The sequence below is a fragment of the Gluconobacter sp. genome, assembly GCF_047723935.1.
Lineage (GTDB): Bacteria > Pseudomonadota > Alphaproteobacteria > Acetobacterales > Acetobacteraceae > Gluconobacter.
In genome coordinates this window covers 1-19052 of record NZ_JBDOBO010000048.1, presented here as the reverse complement: position 1 = coordinate 19052, position 19052 = coordinate 1, and the positions used below count along the sequence as shown (strand labels likewise).

At 52.7% G+C, this 19052-nt stretch carries 19 protein-coding genes and 2 pseudogenes; 13 read left to right on the top strand and 8 right to left on the bottom strand.

What is annotated here, in order from left to right:
- The coding region (locus tag ABF979_RS12755; RefSeq protein WP_415560243.1) for an SIR2 family protein at window positions 1–820 on the bottom strand (820 nt) is incomplete at its 3' end.
- A gap of 429 nt (window positions 821–1249) precedes the next feature.
- Here ABF979_RS12755 and ABF979_RS12750 point away from each other — a divergent pair.
- On the top strand, window positions 1250–1711 hold the full coding sequence (locus ABF979_RS12750) for a hypothetical protein (protein WP_415560241.1): 462 nt from the start codon (window positions 1250–1252) through the stop codon (window positions 1709–1711).
- A gap of 283 nt (window positions 1712–1994) precedes the next feature.
- Here the strand turns inward: ABF979_RS12750 and ABF979_RS12745 are convergent.
- A protein-coding gene (locus ABF979_RS12745; protein ID WP_415560239.1) for an IS3 family transposase occupies window positions 1995–3127 on the bottom strand; the annotation gives its coding sequence in 2 pieces (ribosomal slippage) (window positions 1995–2881 and window positions 2881–3127; 1134 coding nt in all).
- Between the two features lie 257 nt (window positions 3128–3384).
- Window positions 3385–3738 (bottom strand): hypothetical protein, encoded by a 354-nt coding sequence (locus ABF979_RS12740; RefSeq protein WP_415560237.1) that lies wholly within the window; start codon window positions 3736–3738, stop codon window positions 3385–3387.
- Between the two features lie 359 nt (window positions 3739–4097).
- Between ABF979_RS12740 and ABF979_RS12735 the strand changes: the two are divergent.
- From ABF979_RS12735 to ABF979_RS12685, 11 genes and pseudogenes are all read left to right on the top strand, one after another.
- Window positions 4098–4247, top strand: a pseudogene (locus tag ABF979_RS12735) (DUF5681 domain-containing protein); the annotation flags it as partial.
- A 644-nt stretch (window positions 4248–4891) separates the two neighbouring features.
- Window positions 4892–6268: a hypothetical protein gene (locus tag ABF979_RS12730; protein ID WP_415560235.1), complete on the top strand. Its 1377-nt coding sequence runs from the start codon at window positions 4892–4894 to the stop codon at window positions 6266–6268.
- Window positions 6268–7719 carry a hypothetical protein gene (locus ABF979_RS12725; protein WP_415560233.1) on the top strand — a complete coding sequence of 484 codons (1452 nt, stop codon included), beginning with the start codon at window positions 6268–6270 and terminating at the stop codon, window positions 7717–7719. The genes ABF979_RS12730 and ABF979_RS12725 overlap by 1 nt, the downstream gene beginning before the upstream one ends.
- Before the next feature lie 200 nt (window positions 7720–7919).
- A complete protein-coding gene (locus tag ABF979_RS12720) occupies window positions 7920–8225 on the top strand; it encodes a hypothetical protein (protein WP_415560231.1) in 306 nt (101 codons plus the stop codon).
- The gene (locus ABF979_RS12715) at window positions 8222–8548 is read left to right on the top strand and encodes a hypothetical protein (protein WP_202208218.1); all 327 of its coding nucleotides are present in this window, start codon (window positions 8222–8224) and stop codon (window positions 8546–8548) included. Before ABF979_RS12720 ends, ABF979_RS12715 begins: the two co-directional genes overlap by 4 nt.
- A gap of 74 nt (window positions 8549–8622) precedes the next feature.
- Window positions 8623–8775, top strand: a complete 153-nt coding sequence (locus ABF979_RS12710; protein WP_202208219.1) for a hypothetical protein — start codon at window positions 8623–8625, stop codon at window positions 8773–8775.
- A gap of 161 nt (window positions 8776–8936) precedes the next feature.
- A complete protein-coding gene (locus ABF979_RS12705; RefSeq protein WP_415560229.1) occupies window positions 8937–9272 on the top strand; it encodes a hypothetical protein in 336 nt (111 codons plus the stop codon).
- Window positions 9269–9775 (top strand): hypothetical protein, encoded by a 507-nt coding sequence (locus tag ABF979_RS12700; RefSeq protein ID WP_415560227.1) that lies wholly within the window; start codon window positions 9269–9271, stop codon window positions 9773–9775. The genes ABF979_RS12705 and ABF979_RS12700 overlap by 4 nt, the downstream gene beginning before the upstream one ends.
- Entirely contained in the window at window positions 9772–10023 is a 252-nt protein-coding gene (locus ABF979_RS12695; protein WP_202208222.1) for a hypothetical protein, read from the top strand. Before ABF979_RS12700 ends, ABF979_RS12695 begins: the two co-directional genes overlap by 4 nt.
- Complete coding sequence (locus ABF979_RS12690) at window positions 10004–10807, top strand: hypothetical protein (protein ID WP_415560226.1); 804 nt, start codon at window positions 10004–10006, stop codon at window positions 10805–10807. The genes ABF979_RS12695 and ABF979_RS12690 overlap by 20 nt, the downstream gene beginning before the upstream one ends.
- Window positions 10773–12191, top strand: coding sequence for a hypothetical protein (locus ABF979_RS12685; protein ID WP_415560224.1), 1419 nt, complete (start codon window positions 10773–10775; stop codon window positions 12189–12191). Before ABF979_RS12690 ends, ABF979_RS12685 begins: the two co-directional genes overlap by 35 nt.
- 337 nt (window positions 12192–12528) lie before the next feature.
- Here the strand turns inward: ABF979_RS12685 and ABF979_RS12680 are convergent, their stop codons facing one another.
- Window positions 12529–13683 carry a CatB-related O-acetyltransferase gene (locus ABF979_RS12680; RefSeq protein WP_415560222.1) on the bottom strand — a complete coding sequence of 385 codons (1155 nt, stop codon included), beginning with the start codon at window positions 13681–13683 and terminating at the stop codon, window positions 12529–12531.
- A gap of 223 nt (window positions 13684–13906) precedes the next feature.
- On the opposite strand from ABF979_RS12680, the gene ABF979_RS12675 reads away from it, so the two are divergent.
- Window positions 13907–14239, top strand: coding sequence for a hypothetical protein (locus tag ABF979_RS12675; RefSeq protein ID WP_415560220.1), 333 nt, complete (start codon window positions 13907–13909; stop codon window positions 14237–14239).
- Here the strand turns inward: ABF979_RS12675 and ABF979_RS12670 are convergent.
- From ABF979_RS12670 to ABF979_RS12655, 4 genes and pseudogenes are all read right to left on the bottom strand, one after another.
- A pseudogene (locus ABF979_RS12670) lies at window positions 14233–14337 on the bottom strand (IS5/IS1182 family transposase); the annotation flags it as partial. The gene ABF979_RS12675 and the pseudogene ABF979_RS12670 overlap by 7 nt on opposite strands.
- Before the next feature lie 313 nt (window positions 14338–14650).
- Window positions 14651–14815 carry a hypothetical protein gene (locus tag ABF979_RS12665; protein ID WP_237390055.1) on the bottom strand — a complete coding sequence of 55 codons (165 nt, stop codon included), beginning with the start codon at window positions 14813–14815 and terminating at the stop codon, window positions 14651–14653.
- 671 nt (window positions 14816–15486) lie between these two features.
- On the bottom strand, window positions 15487–17667 hold the full coding sequence (locus tag ABF979_RS12660) for a TonB-dependent siderophore receptor (protein WP_415560218.1): 2181 nt from the start codon (window positions 17665–17667) through the stop codon (window positions 15487–15489).
- Window positions 17668–17697: 30 nt separating this feature from the next.
- Window positions 17698–18828 carry an LLM class flavin-dependent oxidoreductase gene (locus tag ABF979_RS12655; protein ID WP_415560216.1) on the bottom strand — a complete coding sequence of 377 codons (1131 nt, stop codon included), beginning with the start codon at window positions 18826–18828 and terminating at the stop codon, window positions 17698–17700.
- Between the last annotated feature and the right edge of the window lie 224 nt (window positions 18829–19052).

Here is a 19052-nt window from a genome sequence, read left to right as displayed (position 1 = left end):
TCCTAATTCCATGTGATACTTCCACAAGGAATTTTACTGCTTTATTAAACGTAAGTTTGTCGTTGATATCCGTTCGAAGATTTTTCTCGATATGATCGATGATCTTTCGAATCTCACCTTGTAATAACTCGGTCCATTCGAGGTTATAATAGTCATCCCTGCAATATTTTTTTGATAGAGCAATCTTTATTTCGAGACTATCAGGGTGAGGCTCCATACTTTCCCGCAACCCTTTAACAGCATCTAAAAGTTGGGTCGTAAATGAATCTGCATCTGTAATTTCAATTACTTTACCTCTTCGATTATCAATCAGTGACTGTGCTTGGCTAGACGGCTTTCCTCGGGCCGCCCAATATAGTTGGTATCGCCGCTCTGGTGCGCGCAAAATAGCATCACGTAACGCGATATCCCAGTCTCCAGACCATCCAACAACTAGTAGACCGTACCAGTCAAAGATTTTGTCTAGTAACGTGTTCATTTCGTTTGAGTATGTTGCTAATTGGTTTGGAGTGTTTTTGATACGAGTGTCTAAATAATCACCATGAACCTTTATAACCGTGCATCGAGCGTGGACCAGGGGCTCCGCGCCTTCAATATCGCTCTCATGTGAAATTATAGTTGGTTCAATTCCTTTCTCCTTAAGGGCCAATTCCATTAGTCGATCAAAATTTGTACTGATAATAACTTTTATAATTCCATCATATACTAATTGAGCTACTGCATAATGGGCGGCTGTAGGTCTCCGTTGGTCTTCATCACTTTTTGGTTCAATAAATTGATGAATAATCTGACGACGTTCTGCCTCAGATCCAGAGATCATGTCGAGCAGATCAGAATAATCGGCAGATTTCCAGAATGTATCTTTGTACCATTCGGGAAAATTGTCGGGCGTATGTTCCTCATCTCAAAGATGAGACGCGCCTGATTAACTCGAGCGTAATTTCCCAGCCCGTGGGAATATTTGCTGACCGAGATAGTCCAGACCCTAACAATACTGCGTAGACACCGGAATTTTGGCACAAGGAGCATACCAAGTATTCGAAATTACTGAGTTTCATCATATGGTGTATCTTACAAAAACCATCAGAACGTTCCAGTGGTCTTTCGGGCATGCCTGCTTTCCGATCACGGTGTAATATACGTAATGACCGCAAAGAGGGCGTTTTCCGAAAGTTTCTTCCGCTTTTGCCGCGCTATCGAACTCAAGATCTGCAAAATGGGATTTGATGGACCCAGGAGAAGAAACACGATGACAAATTCCATTCAGCTTAGTCGGCGCCGACAGATTGAAGTCTCCGATGTACGCGAAAGGGTCCAAAAAAGACTGTCGGTAATGCGTGCCGAAATTAAGTTGCCACTACAACGCATCCGTTACGTCAGTGGGCTCGACATCCTGTGCATTGCAGCTGAGGCGGGACTGAAGGGGCTACGGACGCACCGGGATATAAAAATTGAGGAGTTGCAGTCTCTACCGGAAGAGGTCGTAGTAGAAGACTTTGTCGACGAAGACGATGTCCAGCACATTGTTTGGTCAAATACCGACGATCTGGAGGCTGACATTGAAATGGCAGCGGACGCACTTAACGAGTTGCGGAAAGCGCAGCCTATCACCACTGGAAGCGCGCCGTTATCGAGTGGTGGTACGACAGTAATATCACCAAAAATTCTCCCCGGGGTTTCAACGATATCAAGGCTTATGCCGAGCAGCTAGGCATTCCCGTAGATGAGGATCTGGGTAAGGTCGTTGCTCTTACCAACCTCATAAAACACAACAATAAAGACAAGTGGGCCAAACTTCGGGACGTATGGCCTGAAATTGTTCCGCATGAGAGGCCCGGCAATGCCGCCGACTGGTCCGGAACAGTAGAACTTACAGACAATGATTTATTAGACGTTTTTCGAGCCGTCCAACGTTCCGGACCCCATCGCTCCGGTCCGCTGGAGGACTTACCATTCTTGGACTTGCTACGGTTTTGTGCCGGTATGTGATCCTGTTAGGCGGCTTTAGCCTCGAAAGCGAGAGGGCTGATGTTGCCGAGATATGAATGGCGCCGTCGCGGGTTGTAGAAGCCGTTGACGTACTGGAAGATGGCGGCGGTTGCCTGCTGCCGAGTGGGCCATGTCTGTCGCCAGAGCAGTTCGGCCTTCAGGCTCTTGAAGAAGGTCTCTACGGCTGCATTGTCGAAGCAGTTTCCCCTGCCGGACATGGATGGCATCGTCCTGTATTCCGTCAGTTTCTTCTGGAAATCGTGTGAGCAATATTGGCTGCCACGATCAGAGTGGAAAATACAGCCAGGCGATGGATCGCGCAGTCGCACCGCCATATCGAGCGCCCGGATAGCGAGATCTTTTTTCATCCGGTCGCTTGCCGCCCAGCCGATGACGCGTCGACTGAACAGGTCGATGACCACGGCGAGGTAGAGCCATCCTTCGGTGGTCCATATAGAGCTGATATCGCCTGCCCATTTTCGGTTGGGTGCGTTGGTCAGAAAGTCGCCGTCCAGAACATTGGCTGCAACACCAAGGGAATGACGGCTGTCAGTTGTGCCCCTGTGGCGACGGGTGCGCACTGGGCGGATCCCGTTGAGTTTCATCAGCCGCCCCACACGACGTTCGCCGACATCGAGCCTCGCCTCCTTGAGTTCCATGGTCATCCGAGGACGACCATAGGTGGAGTTGCTCAGGACAAAATGCTCACGGATATGCGCCAGAACCTTCAAATCGGTGCGCTGGCGTTGGCAAACGGGTCTGGAAATCCAGGCGCGATAACCACGTGTCGATACACGCAGCACACGACACAGGCTCTCGATCGACCAACGGCTACGATGCTCACGGATGAAGGCGAACCTCATATCTTTTGGCTCGCGAAAAACTGTGTGGCTTTTTTTAAGATTTCCCTCTCCTCCCGCAGAACGCGGTTCTCCAGGCGTAGGCGCTCGTTCTCCCGGACCAGATCGGCCTGCGGTTCAGGCACTGACAGATCAGCGGTCCGATACTGCGAAACCCAGTGTCCCAATGTCGATTTTCCAATCCCCAGATCCGCCGCCACGCGGGTCCGTGACAAACCGCTGCTCAAGGCAATCCTTACCGCCTCACGGCGAAATTCTTCTGTGTGCGTCACTGCCATGGTCTCGTATGTCCCCCGATGTGAGCTTAAAACGCTCAGTCAACCGGCACATAACCGTAGCAAGTCCACTAATGTGTCGTTGAGTTCCGCACCGGGGATTGCAGTTATTAATTCCGATACAGCTCATTCCGCGGCAAGCAGCATGATCTACACAGCTAAAAATTAGTCTTGTGAGTCGGGGCCAGATCTACTGAGCCCCGACTTTTCCGTTTCGGAACTCTAATCGCAGCAGTCGTACGCCCAGCCTGATTTTGTCATTATGGAGTAACTGGGCTGTAAGGAACCGGCTGAAGGTTTCCATCAGGAATTCCGTAGCCTGAGCCAGTTGGCTTGTCGCCAACATAATCCACGTCATTCCACCAATAGGCGATCCAGCACGGAGCCGATATATTTCCTTTGTCGGTGACGTATTTTCCCCACTCATAGAGACGCACACAGCCGAACCTTTTGGCTAATTCGTTGGCAGCTTCTGCGGCACTTGATTTCTCGCTTGAGAAAATATTTACCAGCCAAGGAGAGCCTTCGTATTTATGGGCGGCGTCAATCGCATAGCGAGCTTTATGATCCCACGTCTTCAATATTCCGGGTAGCTTATAAATATCGTTTAACATCACGCGTCCATTTCACTGTAAAGGCATGAATTCATCCACGATTACAGCAGTTTTCTCCTTGTACAGCCACCCTCGTCTGTACTAAGATTCCTGCATGCCGAAAGCCTTGAAATCCCGCGCCGGACTCGGCGATACTCCATAAGACTTTCGAGCCATAAATCCCTATGCAAATTGGCATTCATTCCAGCAGGAAATAGAGTGTTCTGTCCCAGCATGAGGTCTCTGAAATCTATTGTGGTATCCTGATACCGGTTTCGCTTGTGCTGATTGGGGCCTGATGATAGGTTGGGACTACGACCGAACCCACTGCAAACAGCGGCAAGAAGCGGAGAAAACCGCCAGCAGGCAAGCCATTCCAAAAAGGACAATCCGGCAATCCATCAGGGCGACCCAAGGCTCTGAAAGAGGTTGTCGAGCTTGCGCGGTCTCACACCCTCACGGCCATCGAAGCGCTGGCACAGATCGTAGGCAAAGCAACCGTACCTGAATGCGCGCGTATCTGCTGCTAATGCCCTGCTCGACCGCGCTTGCGGTAAACCAAAGGACACAGTGGCACTTGAGAACGCGGAATGTGGACAGCCTTTCCAGATTGTCATTCGCAAGCTGAGTGATGGCTGAGCTTTATATCCCGGCTTGTGGCTGCCTTCCGCGTGATTACCAGGCGGGACTTTGAACCTATCTTGAGAATGGCGGGAATCGCGCTTACTAGGTCGCACATCGTCGGTGGGGCAAGGATGACGTCGCCCTGAACTGGGGGGGTAGTTGTCTCTGCGCTCACGAAGGTCGGTAACTACTGGCACATGCTTCCCGAGGCGAGCCAGGCACGTAAGGCCGTCTAGGACGCAGTGAACCCACACACCCGACGCCGCCGCATCGATGATTCATTCCCGGCTGATATCCGCGCCACGACCACAAAGGCAGGAGACCCCATAAATCTTTCGCCTGAATACTGGGACGCCTTGCTGTAGTGCCTCGCTGCCCGGTTGGCTCCATCATATGGACAGGAAGCCTCTCCCACCGTAGCAACGTTTGCACGTGCGGCCGTGAATACGATCCGAACGGCCAATTTCCGCGCTCCGACATTGGGCGTTCCAGCAATTCTTACCCCCGTCAATTCCCCATTCTACTGGCCCGGCTTGGAGATCCAGAGACTATGATGACCCGTTATATTCTGGCTCTCGCCCTCTTTGTCGGCGCACCAGGCCTTGCATCCGCACAGTCTGTTCCGACGCTCTCGCCGCCCGTTACGCTTTCGGGCCCTACGGGCATGAAGTCAGCCCTGGCGACCAAGGCTGACGTGAGCAATGGCTCCCTGAAATCTCCAAATATCACGGGCGGCACGCTTGATGGTGCCCAGAGCATCACCACCACGAGCGGCATCACGCAGTCCCTCGCATCTCTTCTGGGGCAGCAGATCAACATTGTGAACTACGGCGCAGTCGCAGGCGGGACGGATAGCGGAACGGCCATCAAGAACGCACTTTCGACTGCGGCAAACCGCTTTCCGGTCTATTTTCCGTATTCAGCGTATGGCTACACGCTCAATTCCGGCACCTACACGGGTAAGGAAATTGGAACGTGGCTACTGAATGGCAACCGGATCACAGGCAATGCGATCGGCGTTCCGAATGCTGGAACCGGGACACTCATCAGTCCCTACACAAACCCTTACCTGATCGCGACGGATCGGAAATCCGTCTATGACCCTGCCGCCATTCCACAGCCAAATACGGGTGCGACGGTGGCGGAAAGCGTTGAATGCCTTCCCAACCGTGCGAACGGTCAGAACGCGAACGTAAACCGCAACTGGATTGCCTGCCGGTATGTCGGGGCGGATACGGGATCTGGTGGCACGACATCGATTGATATCAGTACTGAAGTCGAGAACTGGGTTTTAAACGTCTCCGGGAACCATGGTCTGGCCTTCGAGATTGACACCAACTTCAATGCGGCAGTGACCGATGGACAGTGGACGACCGGGCTCTTTCTGACAGGTGGCGGCGCTGCGGGCACGAACGTGAACTCCGTTGCGCTGTCCATCATGCATGCCGCTTATGATGGTTCCTGGTTGCCTTGGACGACGGGGCTTTCAATTCGTGAGGCGACCAATCAGATCCAGCAGTACAAAGCCAGTGCTGGTGAAGCCGGGTTTTTCCAGCAGGCATTTGATGAAAGCAGCAACGCAATCTATTGGCTGGATAAGATGGGCAACCAGACGGCCCAGATCGTCAATGCGAAGAAGGGTTTCGTTGGCTCTGCACCGACTGGATACGACGAATTTTCTGCCACGCGCCAGACGAGCACCGATACAGGATTTTTCATTCGATACTTCGATGAAAAAGCCAAAACGCTGGCATCCATCGACAAAAGTGGCGGTGCTGTCGTATCGAACCTGATCAATACAAACCGCACGGGAGAGAGCGCATCATCGACCTGCACTCCTGGTGAAATGCATGCGGACGATCTGAACCTGTATGTCTGCATCAGTACGGGAAAGTACAAAATCGTCGCACTGCAGGCGATCCAGTAATGGCCCTGCAACGCCTCAATCTATCCGGCGGCTCGTATGACGCGCGGGCCGTCTCGGTGGCGGCACAACGCTGCCTGAACCTGTATGGCGAGCCTGTTCCTGTTGAGGAGGGTGAGCCAGTCCGGTTTGCTTACTATCTGACACCCGGGCTGCGGAAAATTGCCCAGATGACGGGTGCGATCCGATGCCTTTACCAAACGACGCAAGGTGATCTGATTGTTGTCGCGGGCAGTCAGGTCTCGCGCTTGTACAAGGACGGCGCACTGACCTCAATCGGGACCATTTCGCCCGGATCAACACCTGTCCGAATGAGCGACAACGGAGCGTGCCTTTTCATAGTGGATGGAAACTCAGGAAATGGGTGGTTCTGTTCCATGCCATCTTCCCCAGGGAGCTCAAAAGGCAGCACGACCACATTCAGCTATTCCGTGAATAGCGCGATCCGTTCAGGCTCGTCGTCTCTGACGATTATGAGCGCGTTTACGCTGTCTGCGGGTTATGTTTACACCCTGTCTGGCACAGGGATTGCTGACGGAACGACAGTCACGGGCGTGTCGTCTGCCTTGTCCGCCACGGTGTCTGGAGATGCGGCAGAAGGTACGCAGACGATTACCGTTCAAAGCGTCGTCTTTAACGTCGGCGGCTGCGCGATCGTTGGTGGAGGCATTGCGGCCGGTACAACCGTTCTGGCGATGTCAGCCAATGCCGCGAATTCCAGTTACACCGATATGGAACTTTCTGCCCCCACCTCGGCGGATACGCCGGCAAATACCGTTCTCACGATCCTGTCCACGGCCGACCCGGACGCAGACATTACGACACTCAGCCTGTCGCAGGCCACGACGGCAGACATTGATGCTGCGGCCTCCGTCTCGATTGTGACGTCCTCTCCCAACCCCTATGGCGCTTTGGTGAAGATCAGTGATGACGCGTTTTACGGCTCGCCGACCATCGATATTCTGGACACGTTCTTTCTGTTCGTGAACCCGAACACAACGAACTGGTACACGTCTCCGGCGCAGTTTGCTGACGAGAACCAGACACCATTTGATAGCCTCTATGTCGCAAGCGATGCGACGAGCCTGGGTACGATTATGGGGTTGGCCGTTATTGGTCAGTTCATATGGATTTTTGGTCGGTGGCAAATTGAAATCTGGTACGATAGCGGAGCGTCTGATTTTCCGTTTCGGCGCAGTTCGGGCGTTACGATTGAGGCCGGCCTTATCAGCCCGTACACGATTGCAAAGATACCCTCGACGCAAAGCACACCGAATGGTGCGCTGATGTGGCTGGGTCAGGATCGAAACGGCTACGCGCGCGTCTATCTGGGCGCCGTTGAGTCTGCGGCTCCTGTCTCGACATTCCCGGTTGAGGGTGCGTTGCAGGATATGCCCGATCTCTCTCTGTGGCGAGCGTCTATCAGCAGGAAGGCCATATCTTCTATGTCCTGATGATCCCAGGGCAAGCGGCTTCGTGAGTTTATGACGTTTCCACGACCCTATGGCATGAACGATGCTCTCTCGATGCTTCTGGCAATGAGAGCCAGTATCGTCCTTATTGCTGGGCTTCGGCCTACGGCAGAGTCTTTGCTGGCGATTACGAGAGTGGCACAATCTATGAGGCTGATCTCGATACGTTCACCGATAACGGCATGGCCATTAAGCGCCAGCGCGCCTTCCCTCACCTGCTGACAAACGGGACGCGAGGCATACACCGACGCCTTACGCTCGACATGCAGAGTGGCGCTTCTCAGTCCATAGAAGTGGATTGGTCTGATGATAGGGGCGCAACCTTCAACGCAGCGCAGACAGTTGCGCTTGGGGCGAGCGGGAACGGCTGGCCGACGCTCTGGCGTCTCGGAATAGCGCGTGACCGCGTTTACCGGCTGACATGGACTGACCCTGGGAATACGGCGCTGATGGGCGTCTTTCTTGATCTGGAGCCTGTACGGTCATGAGCACAGAGCCCAAGGATCTGAATAGCCCGCTTCCGATCCAAATTTACAATCAGGACGGGACGTTGACTGCGCAGGGTAAAGCGTTCCTGCGTCGTCTCTGGGAGCGCACGGGATATGCGCTCGGAACGGATAGCGCGTGGACGGCGCTTGAGGCTGACATTGCCCTTCTCTCTGCTGCGCAGGCGCAAAGCGTGGCGAATGCGGCTCTGGCTGAAGCGAAGTCTGCACTTGAACTGGCCCAACAGGTTCTCTTGCAGGCAACGTCAATTCGCACCGAGGCAGCAAAAGCATTGGAATTTTCAGACGATTCCGCTATTCTCTGAGTCACGGCACGCGGTAACGCTCAGGCGGCACAATCTCCCGATGAGAGCATGATCTTTGCGATCATGAAGCCCTGATGTCCGTTGTCGCGAAATCCCTTCAGCCTGGAACAACCCTGACCGCTTCCACTGCATCCGTCCTGACGGCAGGCGCAGGAACGACAGTCATTACAAGCGGCGTTCTGTCCAATCCAACTACGGCTGCGGTGTCGTTTACAATACAGGTCTAGCGCTCAGGCGGCGCGGCTCTGGATGTCGTACCGTCCCGATCTATCCAGGCCAATGGCACGGATCTGCTTCCCGAGCTGTCGAGCCTTGTCCTGACGAATGGCGACGTCTTGCTCGCCTCGGGTGCAGGGCTTGTCTGCATCGTGAATGGTTACGCCCTGTCGTGATGACGGATGCTGAAATCCTGGGCGCTGTACCTCCGGAGAACGCGATCCTCTACCGGGACGGCGATGCAGTCGGGATGCTTCTGCCGATCACGCCGTCTGTCTGGGAGGTCCATTGCGGAGCTGCCCAGGCCATGCGTGGCAAAGCATCCCTCTCCGAATTCTGGTCGGATCACCCCGAGGTTCAGGAACTGATTGGGGTTATGAAATCAGAGCATCTGTGCGCCCGGTACAACGCGGCTCGGCTTGGCTTTGAGCGCGTCAACACAACCCCCATCACATGGCCGGACGGGACTGTCCGCAATACCGCCGATTACAGGATGAAACGCCCATGATCCGCCATCCCGCTGCTCAGGCTGATTACTTGCCGGGGGTTTGTTTTGATCCAGGAGCCGCTATCGGGGGCGGTTTATCCGCTGCTGGTACGGTGGCTGCTACGGCCATGCAGGTCAATGCCGAGAAGCAGGCGCGCGAGATTGCCGTCAACACGGTCAAGGAAGTCGCGCCGACGATCACGGACAGTGCCACCTCCGCCAACGCTTTGCTTGGAAACTATGCGTCCGCAGGTAACTCCGCGATCAACGCGCTGTCGAATGGTTTGACAGAAAGCCAGCTTCAGGCCACTCTTGGATACAAGTTCAACCTTCAGCAAGGCGAACAGGCTGCGACGAACAGCGCCGCCGCCCGAGGGTTGGCGAATAGTGGGGCAGCCCAGAAGGGTGCGGCGGCTTTGCCTCGGGCCTCGCTGACAGTACGTATCAGAACCAGTTCAACGACACGAACGCACTGGCGCAGGAGGGCTACAACGCCCTCAACCAGTAGGGCAACAACACCATGATGGCCGCGAACAATGCGGCTCAGGTCCGTATGGAAGGCGCGAATGGCGCCATGGCCACGACGGTTGGTGCAGGTAATGCGCTGGCCAGTGGGCTGAGTTCTATTGGAAATACAGCCAGCCAATACAGCCTTTACAATGCCCTTCTGGGCGGCAGGAGTACAGCTTCCCCTGCATCGGCCAGCACACTCACGGAGGCTGATAAGGGGACTGAAAGCGGCACGCCAATTGGTGTCGGAGGGTTCTATTAATGGCAGGCTTCAACACAAACGCACTCTGCCGACACCGCTCACGCAGCAGACCAATCCGCTTGAGTTCGCAACCCAGGCGATCGGTGTTCGCAATGCTCTACTCGGTAATAAAATCCAGCAGGCGAAGTATGATGCCGATATGGCGCAGGGAAATGCCCTGCTCGGCGCCACAAGCCCGGACGGCCGTACAGATTATGCCAAGGCCCGTGCTACAATGGCCGCTGACCCGGCTGCCGCATATGGGGCATCGCGGGCCGTGCGCGAACAGAACGCGGTGCGTGCGGACGATCTCGCCAACACGGAAGCCTGGACATTCGTCAATGACACGGTGAACTCCGCAGGACGGGAGATCGACCGGACGTTCGGTGTTGGCGTCCCTCACCTTGTGAACTGGGCTACGTCTCTTGGCCATCACATGGACAATCCGGTTTCACGTGCGGCGCATGACGTTGGCGACTGGGTTGCCTCCAAGGAAGACGGCGACGAAGCGGCGCGTAAGAGCGACTATGGCGCACCTTATACGGATGCAGCCGGGACCATGCTTGGCGCAGGATTGGCAACGGCGCTTGGCGGTCGTGTCGTGCGCCCTGCTGCTGCGGCACTTGACGAAACGAGGGCTGGTCGTGTTGTCGCAAATGCGCTGACTGGCGAAGGTCCGTCTGCGATGAAGTACGCCAACAACGCCCTCGCCGCTGGTGTGCAGACCGGTCTCGCAGGCGGAGACTGGAAAGACGTGACAGCCCTGACGCTTGGCCTCGGTGCGGGCTGGAAAGCTCGGGAGTAAGGTCCTTTCACCTGTCACGGATCGGGCGTCTGCGGCACTCCGCCGTGCGGGGGATTATCTGGACCCACAAGGCGCAGCTACCAGAGGAGCAGAAGAAGCGCCTACAGAAATTGGGCGGCCCGCCAGCACTTCGGCGCAGAAGGCGGAAGAGAAAGCCCAGATAAAGGCTATCTCCAAGGTTGGTGCGTTCAGTGACCCGGAGAAAGCCGCAGATGCCATCATGAAGGCCTTCACGAGTGAGGACGGCACTCGGCTGTATCAGGCGCAGGTTCCAGGTGTCTTCCACACGACTGCGGTGCGCACTCAGGATGCCAAAATGGCGGGGCTGGAAAACAACCTGCGCGATCTTTACCCGGATGCTTTTAGGACGCTCGATAGCGCCAATGACCATGCCTACACGCAGCACCTGCGGGAGACGATTGGCACGCCGGAGCAGATCCACAACCTGGAAACTGAGCGTTCAGCCTTCGAAGAGGCACAGCGAACCAAGGCTTTTGAGAACGAGGAAGCCGTGCCAGTGGGCGCGCTTCATTCGATACTGGATAGCCATATCTCTGCCAACAAAGGCAATGAGCCGGTTCGTCAGGCCATCATGAAAGCCAAGAAGGCACTTGAGGATGTGACCTTCGCCAAAGAAAATCCGTCGCCAACACATACCCTTTGGAATGAGCCGAAAGACCCTGTTCGGTGGGCCAATCCGTCCGATCTTTGGAATGTCCGCAAGGCTATCGGTTATGGCCTTCAGAAAGCTGCGGCCGGTGAAGACGGTCATATGCGTGCAGCGGCTGCCCGCCTCTCTCCCTTCATGGATGACCTTGCACACCATATCGACCAGAGTGCGCCCGGCTTTCATGACTATCTGGCTGGATATTCGCAGCGCTCAGGCACTCTCGACAGCCTGCGCTTTCTTCAGTCGTGCGGCCTGATGCAGCCTTCGACAAATGCACCAACGGGCGAGAGCGTGAATTACAGGACGCTCAAGAACCTCATCAAGCAGATCGACAAGAATGAGGTTTCGGTTGCGACCAAGGGAACAGACGCCGTTACGCCTAAGCCGGAAGCGCGCATTCGGATGCTATACCGTGACATGCTTGCAGAGCGCACCATGCGAGACGCGAGTGGCTCCCTAGGGTCGAAGACCTTCAAGGCAGGGATGACGCAGCGCCAAAAGGAAATCCGAGGCGGGAATGCGGGTGCTGTTCTTAGCACCGCAGGAGGTCTTGCTGGGGTGCATGAAGGAGGAACTGGTGTTGGAGCAGTTTCTGGCGCCCTATTCCACGGTTTTAATCACCTTTCCAATCACGCCTTCGCCAATCGTCGCTTGACGAAGATGGAACAGGCAGAACAGAAGGTTATTAATCCCCTATTGAGTCAGTCTCGATAATCGAACCGAACACCATTTAGGAACCGATCCGTCTTTTCCGCGCGGTATCGGCGAATGGTGTAAGGCAATGAAGAATGCTACAGCCAACAGAACAGTGCTTATCCAATAGTCAGAACCGTATTCTACATGATGAAAAATGACGTCATCGTACGTGTGGCTACAGCGAGAAAAGCAGGTACCGGCAAAGCCTCCCCTTCCACCCAGAAGAAGCATCAGGCCGCCGCCACGACGAGATAAAGGAAGATCACGCGAGGATTATCGCAACTCTATGCTTATTGGACAACGTTTTTCACTATGATTGCGTTATCCAACAAGTCGAAGCTAGGTCAATAAGCCATCAGGCTAATGATATACGTACAAATTCACTTACCAAATCGATTTTCTCAGGAAGAAATTTTCCGATTTCGCCTTTAACTATTTTTTCTTCCAATTCGTCTAAGGTCCGCGGGACATCGGACCAACATGCAGGAATATCGGTAAATTTATATTCCCACCACTTGGAAGCGAGGAGACGTTCAATCAGTGCATCTGAGAAACGCATCTTAATAATTCTAGCAGGAACACCCCCAACGACTGCGTAAGGAGGAACATCCCTTGTAACCACTGCTCCGGAGGCAACAATTGCCCCTGTCCCAATCGTCACACCGTCTCTAATTGATACGCCCGAACCTATCCAAACATCGTTTTCAATTCTAGCACAAATGGGATGCTCAACAGGGTAGTCTTCTATTTTAAAATCCGCTCCGAAGTCCTCTCGAGCAAGTTTTTCCCAGATATTACCATATGTAAAAGTACTTGTAGTCAAACGCTTGGACGGATGATCGTCCCCCATTCGACGAACACGCTCAGCTATGCTGCAATATCGTCCTATAACGAAGTTCTGCGCAAGTTTACTTTCGGTGTAAGAAAATGCTCCCATACTGCAAAAGCCGTCTCGTGGAAGAGAAGCATAGGGCTCTACAAGAATTTTATGATCAAACCTAATGCTTGATCCAAAAGGTATTACACCACGAATATTAAATCCTGGCGCCAAAAATATCCTTTTCTCAAAACAGAAATCTTCCATTTCTTTTGTCCATGATATCATTACAGGATAATGATTCACGATGTGTTCGGATTTTCTGAATACTCTTAATTCGTTACCTTCGTCATGCAACAAAAATTTTCCAGAAAGCTCTACTATAGATCCGCTTTCTATAAGAACGTCTAAAAGAATGCTTGTCTCACCACGGTCGCTAAAAATAGCAATTTTTCCGTTTTTTATTCCCCAAGATGTTTCAATCGGGTGCTGATAACCCGTGATGGTGCCATTTTCATTAAATTTGAAAAAAGAACCGAAAATATGCCCGGATGAAGTCCCGTAAAGCCATACGGTTTCGTCGATTAATTTTTTTAGTATTCCTGCCTCGGTTTCTTTTTCTATCGCTATATCTAATTTTTCTGGATGATTTGTAGTCATTGTTTCTTCTGAGTCACCATCTGGGGCAATCATATTCTCTCCAGTATTTTATAACGATTCGTATCTTTTTCTTACAATTAAGTTTTATCATGTCATATGGAGAGGACTAGGTCTAAAAAATGAAATATGCGGCCACTTTCTTTTGGGCTTCGAAAGGGAATATCGCGAATTTTATGCTGTTCCCCTTGTACTGATTTCTGGACATCCCGAGCGCCAACGTAGCCTTGTCGTTGCCTGACTAGGTCACGTTGACAAAATGCTCAGCCCCGAGCCTTGCGGCGGCGAGGCCGAGGAAGTTCATGAACGACAGGGCAGTTTTGTCGTAGCGGATTGCGATACGGCGCATCTGCTTGTGTCTGTTGAACATCCGCTGGATGCGGTTGCGGTAGGGCTACCAGTCTGCTTTCTGAGGCGGCACTTCGGCCCCTTTGCGTGGGCGACTAAATGCTTCCGTATGGGCCCCGCTTTTGCGTCTGTGGCCTATGAATGGGGCCGGCACCACCGTGCTGTCGACCGTATGCTGCCCAGTCATCAGCCAGCCTCAGATCCATACAGGTTTGCAATAGAGCGCCTCCAGACGGCTCAATGACAAAACTGGGCATACACGAAGTTCCACTTGCCGTAGCGTTCATGCATGTCTCGCCACGGACAAACGACGCGCAAGTCATGCAGCATACCATTGAGAAACCGGCGGTTATCTCCCGCGGGTCATGCTCAACCGTTCGCCCTCAGGAGGCAGAAGCGTACCAATAACGTTGATCGCCTCGGGCCATACCCCTTTACTACCCTGCCTTTACTGAGGAAACCAGTGAATCAGATATTGCCTCAGACCGACAAGTATTTTGTCAACGTGACCTAAGCTTAATCTGGTCTACACTTACAGCAATCGTACAGTTAGCCGGATTTTATTGGCCGTGTGGTCTAAGGTGAGTGCCAGTCTTGCCATCATTCCAGAGGGCGTTTCCCCGCCTCTTTTGCGCGAATGGAAGTCGTAGAGCTTCTATTTCGCCCCCTTTGGGGTGAGGCGGTGTTTTACAATCATGCACCATTCAAGGATATTCGCTGTTGCTTCCTCTGCAAATTCCGCAATGAGATACGAAGGAATTTGTTTGATACAGAACGAGATGAAGGCTGCGCCGATGAGTGCTCCAACTATTTTTTTCATATGACCTCCGATGATCTGAAGACATTTTTTCCACTTTTATTTGAGAAGAGCAATAGAGTTTCCCTCGCGCTGAACTTCTGAGTTCCAGTGTGATCTCAATATGGCATGCTTCGCGTGTGGCGGGTCATAATCTGGTCAAGATATCTCATCATGCACCGCCCTTTGAAAGAATCAGTTATGAATGCTGTGTGGTGCGCAGCCGAAGCCAGTGAGTTGATCTCCAAGAATGCCCTTACGCCTGACTTCCTCTGACGGGCGGCACGGTGTCGAAACTCTTTCATGCACTCGGAGGTATTTATCTTCCCCTAAAAGACAGTACCCAATTTAACAAGCAGGACGGTGCTATTGGGTCAGCTTGCGTATGCAAAAATAGCGGCAGAAATCTATGAAGTGTCGGGTAGGCAAGAGAATCTTCTGGGATTGTGATGAATTACAATTGCTCGGCATTGACATTAGCACTCTCGTCTCGGGCCAGATCCTGTCGTAGCGCTCAAAAGGCACGGCAATCAAAAGGGCTCAGGGCAACTGACCAGGCTCGCTAAAGGCACCTGCAGCATAAATCTCCGTGGTGTCACGGATCTGGAGAGGCTTTTTCCAGCGTCTTTATGGCAGCAGGCGCCCTATCATTTCGCGATGTGTCATTCGTTATGTGTCTTTTATAAAGCCAGAACTTAGAGATCAAAGCGAGCATTAAGAGAAATTGTTCTGGGCGCTCCCGGAAATAAATTTCTGTTCCCACGACTGAGCCAATAACGAACATTTCCTATATTTTCTACTGTTGCCCTTAAAACTACATGGTGATTGCCAATTTTTGTGCTGTAAGCGGCACCTATATTCCCCACAATATAAGACGGTAGCCTAATCGTGTTTGCCGCATCTAACCAACTCCGGGAAACGTAATTGAAGCCTGCGTTGACGCTTAGGCCTTTGATGGCTTCCAGGCGATATTCCGTATTGAATGCGGCTTGAAATGGAGCAACAGCTTCCAGTTTATGCCCTTGGTAGCCTGCGGTGGCTTGAACATATCGCGCATCCAGATACGCAATACTGCCGTTGATATTCAGATTGCGCGTTACCAACCAGGAGCCAGCGGCTTCAACCCCCTGATAGCGGGACAGTCCGTCCTGAACATAATAATTCTGGGCGTTGGTGTAAGCCGCTCCCGTGTCCATGCGGAACACTGCGAGCGTTCCATTCCATGCTTTCTTCTGTATTTTTACTCCTAGCTCATACTCGTCACTACGGATTGGCCCGAAAACCTGCATATAATTGACGTTGGAGGCCCCCGCCTGCCCTCCAGATTGCATGGCCTGCACCCAGCTAAAATAGGTGTTTATCTCCGGGGTGATTTTGTAGCTGAGAGACACCAATGGCGTGACGGGATTATTTCTGTGGGCGGCTGTTTGCTGGCCTGACGTCGAAAAATCGTTTTCCAGATAGTTCGTATATCGCCCTCCTGCCATGAGAGACCAGCGATGATAAGTGATTGTGTCGCTCCAGAACGGAGCGACCTGCTGGTAATCAATGTAGCGATACATGCGAGGATTAAAGTTGCTTGCGCTCGTCAATGTAGGGCGATCACGGAAGATATTGCCGTATTCAACAGGATTTTTAGCCCCTGAATTGGCATCTGCATCAAACATCTGCCGCAGCCAGGTGATGCCGGCAATTACATCATGATGGAGTGGCCCTGTCTCGAAGTGTCCCTGAGTGGTCGCATCCACTTGATGGTAAGTCAGCACACGCACCATCTCGAAAGCGCGGCTCATATAATCGCCGTCTGTTCCCGTAAACGTCAGTTGGTTGGACGGGAATTTTTCATCGAGATGGGTGTAGCCGTATGTTAGATGAGCGCTCCAGTTCCGGGAAAAATCCCAGTCGAAGCCCGTACTAAAGCGCTTCATGTCATTGGTTTTCCAAGAGTCTTTGGCGCCAAATGCCTCGCGACCGCTCATCGTCCGTACGGCTCCGACCCCGTTGGCAGAGGCAATCGTATTCACCATCCCTTTCTGAAGGGTATTCAGATAGAACGTGTTGAAATGCCAGTGCAGATTATTCGTAATCCGGACATTAGTTGTGAAAGACAAGGACAGATTGCGTAGGAAGCTGTCATTCACCTGGTTTCCGACTTCGCTGGCGAAAACAAATCGCGTCTGTATGCGATGGGCATTGTCGAGAGACCCTCCAACATCCAGCATCTGCCGAAACACCGCATCGGAGCGATAACCTGCTTCAAGCGTCAGCTTTCGTGTCTCAACCGGAGCTTTCAACTGGTAATCAAGCACACCGCCTGGTGAGCCAAACCCGTACATGAATGCTGAAGCACCCTTGATCACCTGAATATGATCAAAATTGGCCAACGGTAGGTCAATGTACCAGTAGGGAATGGCCAGACCATCAATCTTGTAACCATTCGTCCAGTCCAGGTTGAGGCCACGAACTCTGACGCTGGACCCGGACGCCGTGGAGGAGCCGTTTGAATTCGCCTGGACCCCTGGCTCATACCGCATGACGTCATTGATATCCGAAGCCTGCATCTGTTCAATTCGATCGGCAGAGATTGTGCTGACTGAAAAAGGCGTATCGAACTCAGATCTGGTCCCGAATGCCCCCAGAGGGACTTTACGCGCCAACTTGGGCGCATGACGTGTGACATGAACCGTCACGGATTCCTGTGTCTGACTTCGAATATCATGCGGCACAGCCCGCTGTGGCGACGCACTCGCTATGGGGGGAATGGTCGAATGATTATGTGTTTGTACCTGTTTCCGTAGAGCGTGATGGATCGTCGCGGCTGACGACAGATCGGGCAAAGTAACAAGCAGAAGAGCGCGCAGGCTAAAACGCCGCATGATAAGTATATCCTTGAAAGATTTGAAGTTTCAGCCTGAGGTGCGACGGAGTCTGTCTTCCTGCTCCACCAGAGATCGGACCCTGGGAATGAGATCTCGGCCATACCGAATGGCATCCGTCAGGGGGTCAAAACCCCTGATGAGAAAGGTCTCAATCCCGAGACGATAGTATTCGAGTAAACTCTGGGCGACCTGTTCCGCCGTTCCGACCAAAGACGTGGAATTCCACCGACCGCCAGTAACCTGCGTCACACCCGTCCAGAGGCGTTCGTCATGTCGTGCAGATTTCGCAGCAATCGCCTGTAGTCGCCGGGACCCTTCATTTGTTGGAAGGGTGTCGGCCGTTGGGCGTGCGCCTGCGTGGTCAAGGGCTATTCCGCTTTGTGTTGGCAGAATGGTTGCCTGTCTTTTTTCAATCTGCGTCTGAATGACCGCAGCGCGTTCCCATGCTTCTTCTTCCGTATCTGCAATGATTGGACGAAACGAAATGGAGAACCGCAAAGAACGATTATATTTCTGGCCAGCTGCGCGTACTTTTCCAACGAGTTCTGCAGCACTGGCCAGGGGCTCTCCCCATAAGGCATATCCGTCGGCGAGTTCGCTTGCGACCTTGATCGCCTCCTCGGAGGCTCCACCCAAATATAAGGGGATGCCGTTCGACTGGTAAGGTAGCACAGCCGAAGAGGCGCCACGCAGACGATAGAATTCTCCATCATGATCAAAAGGTGATCCCCCCGCCCATTCGCGGCGAAGAATTTTCAGATATTCCGCAGTTCGTTGATAGCGCTCTGGTTTCGACAGATGGTCTCCATCAGCTTCGAGTTCGCGATCATTCCCGCCCGTTATGATGTGGACAGCTACGCGTCCTCTACTGAGGTGATCCAGTGTTGCAAACTGTCTTGCGGCCAATGTGGGGGCTGTAAAACCCGGACGATGCGCAATGAGCAGTCCCAACCTGGATGTTACGGATGCTGCATGTTGGGCAATCAGAACGCTATCAGGAGAGGTTGAATGGAACGCAACCAATGCCCTGTCAAAACCGGCACGCTCATGAAGCAACGCCGTGGCAGCAATGTATGCGGGATCAACAGCAGGCCCAGGAAGGTCCAGAGTTTCTGTCTGTTCACGCGCACTGACGTAACCAATGAATTCGACAGGCATAAACCACTCCATTTGAAAGTGGTTTCATTTTAATTACTTTTTATTTTCATAAATCTTAAAAATGGAAACCATAGCCCTGAAGATATGAAAAGTTTCCACGTTCCATGTCAGCCTTGTTGGACCCACAAAATGCGACAATGGAATATTTCGAATAAAAAACCATAATATAAGGATATTAAATATTTTTGTTTATAATATTGCAGTTTAGAAGTACAAAATTAAAT